11 protein-coding genes and 2 pseudogenes are annotated in these 11,541 nt (G+C 60.2%); 6 read left to right on the top strand and 7 right to left on the bottom strand.

Annotation, left to right across the window (positions count from 1 at the left end):
* Position 1: 1 nt before the first annotated feature.
* The 3 genes from nirD to cysG are packed head-to-tail and all read left to right on the top strand — an operon-like array spanning position 2 to position 2,712.
* Positions 2 to 352: a nitrite reductase small subunit NirD gene (gene nirD, locus VW35_RS19235; RefSeq protein WP_083983104.1), complete on the top strand. Its 351-nt coding sequence runs from the start codon at positions 2 to 4 to the stop codon at positions 350 to 352.
* Positions 353 to 392: 40 nt separating this feature from the next.
* Entirely contained in the window at positions 393 to 1,247 is an 855-nt protein-coding gene (locus tag VW35_RS19230) for a formate/nitrite transporter family protein (RefSeq protein ID WP_046144709.1), read from the top strand.
* A 22-nt stretch (positions 1,248 to 1,269) separates the two neighbouring features.
* Positions 1,270 to 2,712 carry a siroheme synthase CysG gene (gene cysG, locus VW35_RS19225; protein ID WP_046144708.1) on the top strand — a complete coding sequence of 481 codons (1,443 nt, stop codon included), beginning with the start codon at positions 1,270 to 1,272 and terminating at the stop codon, positions 2,710 to 2,712.
* Positions 2,713 to 2,909: 197 nt separating this feature from the next.
* Here cysG and VW35_RS19220 read toward each other — a convergent pair whose 3' ends face one another.
* The 3 genes and pseudogenes from VW35_RS19220 to VW35_RS19210 form a co-directional block, all read right to left on the bottom strand.
* Complete coding sequence (locus VW35_RS19220; protein WP_046144707.1) at positions 2,910 to 3,164, bottom strand: HU family DNA-binding protein; 255 nt, start codon at positions 3,162 to 3,164, stop codon at positions 2,910 to 2,912.
* Between the two features lie 14 nt (positions 3,165 to 3,178).
* Positions 3,179 to 3,565, bottom strand: coding sequence for a limonene-1,2-epoxide hydrolase family protein (locus tag VW35_RS19215; RefSeq protein ID WP_046144706.1), 387 nt, complete (start codon positions 3,563 to 3,565; stop codon positions 3,179 to 3,181).
* Positions 3,566 to 3,623: 58 nt separating this feature from the next.
* A pseudogene (locus tag VW35_RS19210) lies at positions 3,624 to 4,586 on the bottom strand (aldo/keto reductase).
* A 131-nt stretch (positions 4,587 to 4,717) separates the two neighbouring features.
* Between VW35_RS19210 and VW35_RS19205 the strand changes: the two are divergent.
* Positions 4,718 to 5,602, top strand: coding sequence for an AraC family transcriptional regulator (locus VW35_RS19205; protein ID WP_046144705.1), 885 nt, complete (start codon positions 4,718 to 4,720; stop codon positions 5,600 to 5,602).
* A 189-nt stretch (positions 5,603 to 5,791) separates the two neighbouring features.
* Here the strand turns inward: VW35_RS19205 and VW35_RS19200 are convergent, their stop codons facing one another.
* Positions 5,792 to 6,205: a winged helix-turn-helix transcriptional regulator gene (locus VW35_RS19200; RefSeq protein ID WP_200896918.1), complete on the bottom strand. Its 414-nt coding sequence runs from the start codon at positions 6,203 to 6,205 to the stop codon at positions 5,792 to 5,794.
* 33 nt (positions 6,206 to 6,238) lie between these two features.
* Here VW35_RS19200 and VW35_RS19195 point away from each other — a divergent pair, with 33 nt between their 5' ends.
* The gene (locus VW35_RS19195) at positions 6,239 to 7,093 is read left to right on the top strand and encodes an SDR family oxidoreductase (RefSeq protein ID WP_046144704.1); all 855 of its coding nucleotides are present in this window, start codon (positions 6,239 to 6,241) and stop codon (positions 7,091 to 7,093) included.
* A 104-nt stretch (positions 7,094 to 7,197) separates the two neighbouring features.
* On the opposite strand, the gene VW35_RS19190 is transcribed toward VW35_RS19195, so the two are convergent.
* Entirely contained in the window at positions 7,198 to 7,740 is a 543-nt protein-coding gene (locus tag VW35_RS19190) for a cysteine hydrolase family protein (RefSeq protein WP_046144703.1), read from the bottom strand.
* A gap of 88 nt (positions 7,741 to 7,828) precedes the next feature.
* Here VW35_RS19190 and VW35_RS19185 point away from each other — a divergent pair, with 88 nt between their 5' ends.
* Positions 7,829 to 8,752, top strand: coding sequence for a GlxA family transcriptional regulator (locus tag VW35_RS19185; RefSeq protein WP_046144702.1), 924 nt, complete (start codon positions 7,829 to 7,831; stop codon positions 8,750 to 8,752).
* Between the two features lie 396 nt (positions 8,753 to 9,148).
* Here the strand turns inward: VW35_RS19185 and VW35_RS19180 are convergent.
* Together VW35_RS19180 and VW35_RS19175 are read right to left on the bottom strand one after the other, a co-directional pair.
* Positions 9,149 to 10,374, bottom strand: a pseudogene (locus VW35_RS19180) (IS91 family transposase).
* A gap of 3 nt (positions 10,375 to 10,377) precedes the next feature.
* On the bottom strand, positions 10,378 to 11,286 hold the full coding sequence (locus VW35_RS19175) for a tyrosine-type recombinase/integrase (RefSeq protein ID WP_046144701.1): 909 nt from the start codon (positions 11,284 to 11,286) through the stop codon (positions 10,378 to 10,380).
* Positions 11,287 to 11,541 lie beyond the last annotated feature (255 nt).

The raw sequence follows: 11,541 nt of genomic DNA, 5'->3' as shown, positions 1-11,541 counted from the left end.
GATGACCGACATGAGCCCCATTACTTGGGTCGAAATCGGCGCCCTCGCCGATGTCCCCCGCCGCGGCGCCCGCTGCATCATCACTGCCTTCGGCAAGATCGCCGTTTTCCGCACCGCCACCGACGAAGTTTTCGCCATCGACGACAAGTGCCCGCACAAGGGCGGCCCCCTGAGCCAGGGCATTGTCCACGGGGCGCAGGTCACCTGCCCCCTCCACAACTGGGTCTTCTCCCTTGAAACAGGCGAAGCCCAGGGCGCCGACAAGGGCGCCGTCCGCACCTATCCCATGCGCAGTGACGGCGGCCGCCTCTTCATCGACGCCAGTATTCTTTCCGCCGCCCCTGCGGCCTGACCCCCCTTCATCCCCACGACCAGACCCCAGGAGACTCCCAATGGACTACGTAGCCCCCAAGGACTTCGTCACCAAAATGATCGATGCCGGCGAGGCGAAGGTCTTCATGTCCACCCGCGACACGCTGATCCGCTCCTTCATGGCCGGCGCCATCCTGGCGCTCGCCGCTGCCTTCGCCATCACCATTACCGTGCAAACAGGCCAGCCGCTTCTCGGCGCCGTGCTCTTTCCGGTCGGCTTCATCCTTCTCTACCTCATGGGTTTTGACCTCCTTACGGGCGTCTTCACCCTCGCCCCGCTCGCCCTTATCGATCGTCGTCGCGGCGTCACCCTTGGCGGCGTCCTGCGCAATTGGGGCCTCGTTTTCACCGGCAATTTCGCCGGCGCCATGCTTGTCGCCCTGATGATGGCGGTCATCGTCACCTTCGGCTTCAGCCAGGCGCCCGACGCGGTCGGCGAAAAGATCGGCCATATCGGGGAAGGCCGAACCATGGGCTACGCCGCCCACGGCGCCGCCGGCATGCTGACGCTCTTCATCCGCGGCGTCCTTTGCAACTGGATGGTCTCCACCGGCGTCGTTGCCGCGATGATGTCGACCTCGGTCTCCGGCAAGGTCATCGGCATGTGGATGCCCATCATGCTCTTCTTCTATATGGGCTTTGAGCATTCCATCGTGAACATGTTCCTCTTCCCCTCGGGCATCATGCTCGGCGGCCAGTTCTCGATCATGGATTACCTGGTCTGGAACGAAATCCCCACTGTCATCGGCAATCTCGTGGGCGGCCTCAGCTTTGTCGGCCTCACGCTTTACGCCACCCACTCACGCACGGCGCCCCGGCGCCAACCCTTCGCCGGTGATCGCAGCGAAAAGATCATCCCCGTCGCCGCCGAATAAGCGCAAGAAAGGAGACCGGCAGATGCATATCGTGCCCCAGACGCGTCCTACTCCTCAAGCTCCGCGCATGGCCGACCTCGCCACGCTGCCGGTCTTCTATATCCTTGCCGACAAGCGCGTGCTTGTCGCCGGCGGCTCCGACGCCGCGGCCTGGAAAGCCGAACTCCTCGCCGCCACCGGCGCCGAAGTGCTCGTCTATGCCCCGGAAGCCGATTGCAGCACCGAGACGCTGGCGCTTGCCAAGTCCGCCCGCGTCCACCTCCACCACGTCGATTGGCGCACGGCCCCCTGGACCGATCTCGCTATAGCCGTGGGCGATTGCGACGACCTCGAAGCCGCCGACTTCGCCACCCATGCCAAATCCATGGGCGTCCCCGTCAATGTCATCGACAAGCCCGACTTCTGCAGCTTCCAGTTCGGCGCCATCGTCAATCGATCCCCCCTCGTCGTCGGCATTTCCACCGCCGGCGCCGCCCCCATTCTCGGCCAGGCCGTCCGGCGACGCATCGAAATGTTGCTGCCGCCCGCTCTCGCCGGCTGGGCCAATATCGCCAAAACGGTGCGCGACCAGGTCACCGCCCTCCTCGATCACGGTCCGCAACGCCGCGCCTTGTGGGAAAACCTTTCGGAGGCCGCCTTCCTCCGCGCCCCCGACGAGAGCCTTATTTCCAACTGGCTCGCCACCGCCAAGACAGCACAAGCCGGCAAGGTGACCCTCGTCGGCGCCGGCCCGGGCGACGCCGAATATCTCACCATCAAGGCCGTGCGTGCCCTCCAATCCGCCGACATCATCCTCTTCGACGATCTCGTCTCCGACGATGTCCTTGAGCTCGCTCGTCGCGAAGCCAAGCGCATTCTCGTCGGCAAACGCAGCGGCCGACCAAGCTGCAAGCAAGAAGACATCAATGCCATGATGATCTCCTTGGCCAAACAAGGCCACCATGTCGTCCGCCTCAAGTCTGGCGATCCGATGATCTTCGGCCGCGCAGGAGAGGAGATCGCTGCGCTCGAGGCGGAGAATATTCCCGTCCATGTAGTCCCCGGCATCAGTGCGGCCATGGCGCTAGCGGCGGGCCTCAACATCTCGCTTACCCATCGCGAATGCGCCCAATCCGTCCGCTTCGTTACTGGCCATTCCCGTGACGGTGGTCTGCCGGATAATCTCGACTGGCGAGCACTTAGCGATCCGTCGACCACCCATGTTTATTATATGGCGGGGCGCAACGGCGCCGCCATTGCCAAAGCGCTGATCACCCACGGCATGCCACCGCAGACCGGCGTGGCCATTGCCAGCGACATCAGCCGAGCAAACGAGACTGTCATTCATACGTCTCTCAAGCACATGGCCGCCAAAATGGGGGAAAACATACCGCCAAATGGCCCGGTGCTTATCATGGTTGGCGACGTACTGACCCGCGCGGAAAAAACAGCCACCGTTGAGAAATCCGTCGCACGGGCCTTATAATCTTGCACTATAGCGGGGCCGACAGAAATACCGACGCCCAGTACGTCGTCGATTGCTTATGCCGAACTGTTTCTGAACGGCTGCTTTAGGGAGTTGGGGATTGCTCCCATGACGTCCGGAATGGGGCGCTTGCCGGCCGGCGGCTGTCGACCCCATTGCGGCCATTCGGTTGGTTGTTGTTGATGCCGAAATGCGGACTAAAGCGCCAGACGAAAAGCGACACGAACCGAGGCTGATGTGGCTATCGCTTCTCCAGTCGAAGGGTGGTGATCTCGCCGTTCGGGAACCTGCTCCGCGTAGAGCGTGCCGGCGCCGGGAAAGTCGATTGTGCTGCCGCCCACGATAGCCTCAGCTAACTCGTGCATGACGCGGTCCACTATGTGCATTGCGGTGGCAGCTTCCATTTGATGCTCGCTGGCGATCTTGGCGGCGATGTGATCGGAGAGTTTCATGACATGATCTCTATTCAGTCAGCGGCCGCCATCGAGAGTGCATTTGGGTGAGCATAATCGCGCCATGCGGCAATGTGATCACCGTCCAGCTCATAAATGCCCATGAGAGTCGTCCGACCGATCTCGCTTCCATCAGCACGTTCGAAAATGTCCAGGCGCTCGGTGAGAACCCGATTGCCGGTTGCCGCGATCGCCAACATCTCAATGCGGACCGTGGCGATACCCATGGATTTCTCAAGCCCGTCGATGAAACCGATCGCTTCTTCAATTCCGGTCGTCGACGTGATGCCGACGTTGTCCCAAATTGTCTCTGGACTAAACCACCGTCTGATAGCGGCTCTGCCGCCGTCCTCAACGAAAGCGGCGCAGAACTCGGATACAATTTCGATTGGTGTGGTCATCTCATTCTCCTTTGGAGGTGGGGCCGATCAGTTATCGGTCGGCCCTGTGGTTTCGGCATCAAATCCAGGTCGGTTTGAAGCCTTCCGCATAACGGTCGCCGAAACCGCCGTCGGGTAGGATTTCTTGGATGCGGGCCAGGTCGCCGGCCGTAAGCACCACATCGGCGGCACCGACGTTTTCCGCGACGCGCTCTGCTTTTCGAGACCCGGGTATTGGCACGATGTCGTCGCCTTGGGCGAGCAACCAAGCGAGCGCCAACTGCGAGACCGTTGCGCCCTTGGACGCAGCAAGCTCTTTCAACTGGCGAACGGCTTCGACATTTTTTTCGAAGTTACCGGGCTGCCAGCGCGGGTCATCCCGGCGCATATCGCCCTCTTCAAGCTGGTCAGCAGGCTTGACCGCACCGGTCAAAAAACCACGACCGAGTGGAGAGTATGGGACGAAGCCGATACCGAGCTCGCGCAAAAGCGGGAACAAGACCTCCACCTCACGCTCGAATACCGAGTACTCGGTCTGCAATATTGCCACTTCTTGCACGGCATGAGCCTTGCGAATGGTTTGGGGACCGGCTTCGCTCAGCCCAAAATGCTTCACCTTTCCTTCGTCAATCAGGTCTCTGACCGTGCCGGCAACGTCTTCGATTGGCACGTTGGGATCAACGCGGTGCTGATAGAGCACGTCGATATGGTCAACGCCCAAATATCTTAGGCTGTTCTCGGTCACTTCGCGAATGTGCTCAGGCCGACTGTCAGCTTCTCAAGATGGAGTGAAGCCGAACTTGGTGGCGAGGACGACGTCATCGCGGAAGCCTGTGATGGCACGTCCGATGAACTTCTCGTTTTCGCCCCACCCATAGAGCTCGGCGGTGTCGAAGAACGTTACGCCAAGATCATAGGCACGACGAATTGTCGCCAGACCTGCTTCTTCGTCGGCGGAGCCATAAGCCAGATGGAAGCCCATCGCGCCGTAACCAATGGCTGAGACTTCCGGGCCGTTTGTACCCAGTTTCCGCTTTTGCATAATTCTACCTTTCATTGCGTGAAAGGAATTTGGACCAAGGGTGGCTGTTCCACCATGCCTGATGGTCCCGAAAAAATGCCTGATCCCGCCGGGCGCTTGATATTTTCAGGCATCGGGGCACATTATTGTGCATGGATAAACTCGACGACATTCGCGCCCTGGCGATGCGACATGCTGGTGTGAAGCACCCTGGCATGCCTCGCCTGAGTATTTACAGCATTACCCAGCCAACGGAGCTGAGCGCGCTCGTCTACGATCCAATGGCGTTCATCGTGCTGCAAGGCACGAAGCGGACCATTATTGGTGATCAGGTTTTCGAATACGGTCCTGGACAGACCATGGTTGTAGCCGCTGAAATAACCGCAATGGGCCAGATCATTGAGGCATCACCCGAGCAGCCCTTTTTGGCCATCAACCTCGATCTCGATCCTGCCGTCATCATGAACGTGGTGCTCTACCTGTCCGAGACGCCAGAACTACAGATGCAGCCTGGCTTCGCCTTCAGTATGGCCAATGTTGAACTGATCGGTGCGTGGCAAAGGCTATTGGCAGTGTGCGACAGGCCAAAAGAAATCCCGGTAATGGCGCTGCATCTCGAGCACGAGCTGATGTTTCGGCTTATGCTAAGCCCACATGCCGAGATGCTTCGTCAGATCGCCGGCGTTGACTCCCGTCTTTCCCATATCCGAAGGGCGATGGCTTGGATTCGTGAGCATTACACTGAGCAACTCAGCGTCGAGGATATGGCTGCTATCGCCGGTATGAGCGAAACTGTATTCCACCGACGCTTCAAGGCCGTCACGGCTCTAAGCCCTCTCCAGTATCAGAAACACATCCGCTTGCAGGAAGCGCGCCGTCGCATGGTGGCAAAGGAGGCTGATACGGCATCGGTGTCCTTTGCCGTCGGCTATAAAAGCACCTCGCAATTCAGCCGTGAATACAAGCGCCTTTTCGGCGAGCCTCCTCGCCGTGATGCCGAGATTGTACAGACAAGGGTTGGAGCAGGTTTGCAATAAGACGCCGCACCGGGCGTCAGTTGCAATTCGACCGGCCCCTTGTGGGCTTTTGGCATCGGAATGCCGGAACCCGCCAGTCCGCTACCCAACCCGCTATGGCAGTGCGAAACTGACCGAACTGGATCATACAATCGTCGCAGCTCATGCCTTAAAAACAGCCGACCGTATCCTACAGCATCATTGGATTACTCAGCCCGCAAGTTGCTCATCCTCAACCGAAACACCCCAGGCGTTCATGGCATTCAGCACGCCACTCAGCGTCATGCCCAGTGCCGTCAGTTCATAAACGACCCGTGGCGGTGTTTCGGCAAAAGCAGTTCGGGTGACAATGCCGTGTTGCTCGAAACGTTTGAGACGATGGGTAAGCGTGTGGGCGCTGATGCCATCTAGAGCCGTTTTCAGTTCATTGAACCGGCGCGGCCCCACCAGCAGCTCTCGAACAATCAGCGTTGCCCAAGGACCATCCAGCAACAGTAGACATCGTTCGACCCCACATTCGGGAAGACAGTGATCCGCCATGTTCGCTCTCGCTTTCCGCTCAAAATAATTTTGCGCGACGTCCATTAGTGCATTTGACGTAACCGATGCACAGAATGCACTCATGCGCCTTTCTAACAGCTTAGCGAGATTATTCCTATGTCCTTCATCATTCACGGCGCCACCGGCGCACAAGGTGCTCCCCTGTTCGACCGCCTCAAAGCGGCAGGAAAATCCGTTAAGGCGGCGTCGCGAAATGCTGAGAACAGCGACCATACCGTTACAGCAGACGCCGCTTCTGCCGACTCGCTGACCAGCGCATACAACAAAGCAGAAGGCGTTTTTGTGCACCTGCCCCAGGCTCCAGAAGATCTGCGTCTCAGCTACGCCAACAATATCGTTGCGGCGATCCGCGCTGCGCAGCCTGCGCGCGTCGTGATTTCGACCAGCGGCGCGGTTGTCGACGCCCCAGATAGCCCGCTGCAGTCGCCTGCCGATTCCGCCATCACGACACTGATCAATGGTGTCAAGGACAGTGGCGTTTCAAACTCTGTGGTCGCCCCCCGGCTGTACCTTGAAAACCTGCTGCTGCCGATGGTTTCCGCACCCGTCACGGCCGAGGGCGTGTTGCGATACCCGGTTCGGTCCGATTATGCCGTTTCGTGGAGTACTCATGCCGACGTAGCCAAGGTGGCGGAACGACTGCTGATGGACCACACATTGACGGGCGTTGTCGGCATTGGCCATTTGCCGGGTCTGCTGGGCGCGGATCTGGCCGCCGGTTTCAGCAAGCATTTTGGCCGCGACGTGAGATTTGAAGCGCTGACACCTGAAGCGTTTGGGGATCTGATCGAGCCGTTCTTCGGCCCGGCCTTTGCGGGTGTCGTCGGCTTCTACAAAGCACATTGGCAGGCTCCGGCAAATACCATCGAGCCAAAGACCAGTGCGCAGACCTTGTTGGGTATCGAGCCTGACAACGTGCAAACCTGGCTTGCCCACGCTTTGGGCAGTTAACCCGTCACAATTGTCTCACCTTCCGTGCAGACACGGACGGCTTAGAGGACATTGTCGGGTGGGTTGCGCCTGTGCGGGTAAGCGTCCCGCACGGGCGCAATTGCTTACTTCACGTATTCATCGGATTTCACGACCTTGCCGTAAGCAAAGCCCAGGGCCGACATGAACGCCGTGTGCACCTGAGCTGCCGGAACGGTCATACCGTCGAACTCGGCGTCGCGGGTTGCGGCAGCATCTTCGACCACAGTCACGTTGAACCCGTAGTCGGCGGCGGCCCTGGCGGTGGCGTCGATGCACATGTGGCTCATGGCCCCGATGATGATCACATCCTTTGTACCCGCGGCGTCCAGCTTGGCCTTGAGGTCAGTGCCGCGGAACGCGTTCGGGAAGTTCTTAACGACGACCTGCTCACCGTGCTTGGGCGCTACGGCGGGGATGATCTCGGCTCCGGGTGTCCCGATGACGAAGAACGGCGAGCCTGCAGGGCTCTCATGCCGGACATGGATGACGGGAATGCCCTTGGCTCGAGAGGCTTCGATCACCCTGACCGCATTTTTTACGGCGACATCCACACCGACCAATGGCCAGGAACCGGATGCAAGGTAGTCGTTCTGTAAATCCACGACGATGACAGCTTGGTTGCTCATGAATGGCTCCTTTCGATGCGTGTTTATGGACGCTGGCTGACAACGGCGCTATTGGCGATACCGACAAATTGCGGGTCGGAAACGACAAATGAGCGACGACATTGAAATCGGGCTTCTCGAGTATTCCGGTGCTCAGGAGGCCGCCTTGCTGGGGTTGGAAGACTTATTAGAAATCGCAAATCAGCCTGATCGACCTCAGCTCCGGGTGACAAGATGGCGGGCTATCGGCGATGAGCTAGTACCCGGCAGGAATACCGCGGCGCCTTCCGTCATCATCATACCTCCCGGCAAGCTGGGGCCGGTTACTGCCGATGTGGCTCGACCTAGCGCCTCGGCGCTGCGACAACTGCATGGCAACGGCACCACCTTGGCGTCCGTGTGTGTTGGCGCGTTCATTCTAGCTGAAACAGGTTTGCTGGATGGGCGATCGGCGACGACGCATTGGGAAACAGCTGAGGCTTTCCGGTTTCGGTTTCCCAATGTCTACCTCGACGTCGATAGGCTTGTGATCGATGACGGAGACATCATGACTGCTGGTGGCATGATGGCGTGGACGGACTTGGGATTGAAGTTGGTCGACAGGTATCTCGGTACTACGGCCATGATGAAGACCGCAGGAACTCTGCTGATCGATCCTCCTGGTCGCGAGCAGCGCTACTACAGTTCCTTCCTACCAACACTGGCCCACGGCGACGCGCCTATCTTGTTGGTGCAGCATTGGCTGCATGCAGAGTATGCAGACAGCATCAGCCTTTCAGATATGGCCAGCAGGTCAGGCTTGGAGGAGAGAACCTTCCTGCGGCGGTTTCGGAAGGCGACGCACATGACTGCAACCGAGTACCTCCAACGATTTCGCGTCAACAAGGCCCGCGAGATGCTTCAGTTCGGAGCTGACGCCGTTGAAGCGATTGCATGGGCAGTTGGCTACAGTGATGCCAGCGCCTTCCGAAAGGTCTTTTTTCAGATCGTAGGCTTGTCGCCGTCTGATTATCGGAGGCGATTTCGCGCCTAACTTATCTACAGCTTTGCATCGCTCATGCGCTGACGGCAACTATTTGATGATCAATCGCCCAGGTCTGCTTTGTGGGATCTTTCGTCAAAACCGGTCTGACTGCATCCCTGAAGAGTTTCGGCTGCCGGTAGGCGCCCGAAAGTCCGGGAAGACCGAACCCGCGAGCCACGGGGTGGGCGCTATGGGTTTTTCTGGATTTGGCCGACTTGTGGACCGTCTGGTGGGTGTGATTGAGCCGCGACGCTAAGGTTGAACAAGTCGATTTCGCTATCGTTGCGCTGGAGTCTGCGGCAGCAGATGTGGCCGATCGAGAGGGTGATGACGATCCAGCCATCGAGGGGCGCAAGGTCCCCTGCGGGCCGCGATGGTGATGTCGCGGTCTGGGCGAGCAAAAGTTCATGCCGGGTCATTGATGGTCTCCCGGTTTGGTGGTGGCGCGGTCGGCGGTGCCCGCGGCTGGCACCATGCAGCGAAGGTCTCGATGATCACCATAGCGCCGCCGCAGCAGGGACAAGGTGGGCGCAGGTCCGGAGTGGCCTGCTCGACCGCGGGTTCGTCCGGGGCTGGCGCCACTCCAAGCATGTTGCGGGCCAGGGCAAGGCAGTCCTTGCGGGCGGAGCCGGCGAGCAGGCCCCCGGAACAAGTCCGGGGCAGGCTCCGTGCCGGATACGGTGGAACCCGCGTGGCAGAACGTGGATCAGGAAGCGGCGAATGAACTCGTTGGCGGCCAAGGTCATGACCTGCTGCCGGTCGGTGCCAGCGCGGCGGTAATCCTTGTAGCGGAAAGTGACCTCCTTGCCGTCGAACCGGAGCAGGCGGCTGTTCGAGATGGCGACCCGGTGGGTATAGCGAGAGAGATAGGCGAGCACCGCCTCAGGCCCAGCAAAGGGCGCCTTGGCATAAACGATCCAGCGCTTCTTGCGGACCGAGGCGATGTGGTTGACGAAGGCCCGGCGGTCGTTGAGTCCTGCCATTTGTCCGAAGAAGGCAAGCTTTCCGGCATTGTGCAGCTCAAGCAGCCTGCTCAGGAACAATCTTCGGAACAGCGCACCTAGAACCCTGACCGGCAGCAGGAAGGCTGGTCGCGACGAGATCCACCGACCATCCGGCGCAATGCCGCCACCGGGCACGATCATGTGGATGTGGGGATGGTGGGTCATCGCCGAGCCCCAGGTGTGGAGCACGGCGGTCATGCCGATACGGGCGCCCAAATGTTTTCGGTCGGCCGCGATCGTCAGCATGGTCTCGGACGCCGCCTTGAACAGCAGGTCGTAGATCAGCCCCTTGTTGTGGAAGGCGATGTCGGCGATCTCTGCGGGCAGCGTGAAGACGACGTGGAAGTAGCCGACCGGCAGGAGATTGGCCTCTTGTGCTTCGAGCCAGGCGCGTGCGGCAGCGCCCTGGCATCGCGGGCAATGCCGGTTGCGGCAGGAGTTGTAGGCGATCCGCTGATGGCCGCAGTCGGAACAGGCTTCGACGTGGCCACCCAGGGCAGCAGTGCGGCAGGTCTCGATCGCCGACATGACCTTGAGCTGACTGAGGCTCAGATGAGCGGTATGGGCGGCGCGATAGGCAGGGCCGGCAGTCCGGAAGATATTGGCGACCTCGATGGTGGAGCGCACCGCTCAGGGGGCGGGTGGCGTCTCTGTCGGAACGAAGATGCCCAGCTTGTCGAGCGGACTGATGATGGCCCGCACCGTGCGGGTTGCCACCTTGGTAAAGAGCGCCGTCGTCTCGAGCTTGGCGTGGCCTAGCAGCACCTGGATGATGCGGACATCGACGCTGTCTTCCAACAGGTGCGTGGCAAAGCTGTGCCGCAATGTGTGTGGACCGACGCGCCTGGTAATCTCGGCGGCGTGGGCAGCCTCCACCACGACGCGATAGAGCTGCCTGGTGCTGATTGGCTTGAGGGCGTACTGGCCCGGAAACAGCCAGCCATCGCGATGCAGTACCCCTTGGCGATGGCCATCATGCCACCACTGGCGCAACAGGGTGAGCAAGTCGGGCGAGAGCATGGCATTGCGATATCGCCCGCCCTTGCCGCGCTCGACCCGGATCATCATGCGTTCGCTGTCGATATCGCGCACCTTGAGCATGGCGACCTCGCCGACGCGCAACCCAGCACCATAAGCCACCGACAGCGCCGCCTGATGCTTGAGGCTGGTGGTGGCGTTGAGCAGCCGGGCGACCTCGTCGCGGCTCAATACCACCGGCAGGTTACGCGGATGGCTCACGCGCACCAGCTTGCGCGCCAGGTCAGGCCGGTCGAGCGTATTGGCGAAGAAGAACCGCAGCGCCGAGACCACGGTATTCATGGTCGGCACCGGGACACCGGCCTCGCTTTGAGCAAGCTGGAACTGGCGCACATCCTCGGTGGTTGCCGTGTCCGGTGATCGCCGGAGGAACGATGCGAAGCGCCCCACATCACGGATGTAATTGCGCTGGGTGGCCGCCGAGAAGTGGCGCATGGTCATGTCGTCTATCAACTTCTGGCGCAGCGGGCTGACAGGGACGTTAGGAAGGATCGTGGTCATCGTCGGGCTCCTGGGTTGAAGGAGCCAAAAGGGAACGCCCAAACCAGGCGATCCTCAATCAAACCGTGACGACCGGTCCTTCGCCGTTATCCAACCGCGCGCACCCTCCCGCGGCAGCGGGTTCGTTCTTCCACCCCGATTAGGTCGTCGCCCGGCGTGATGGGAATGTCCGCTTTGAGGAATTCGCTGAAGCCAGTCTAACGTCCGAGATGGGCCGCATTGCTGAATCGGCATCTCTCGACTCCATTCCATTTC

The sequence above is a fragment of the Devosia soli genome (assembly GCF_000970455.1).
GTDB classification, from domain to species: domain Bacteria; phylum Pseudomonadota; class Alphaproteobacteria; order Rhizobiales; family Devosiaceae; genus Devosia; species Devosia soli.
This window is presented reverse-complemented; position numbering and strand designations above follow the sequence as displayed.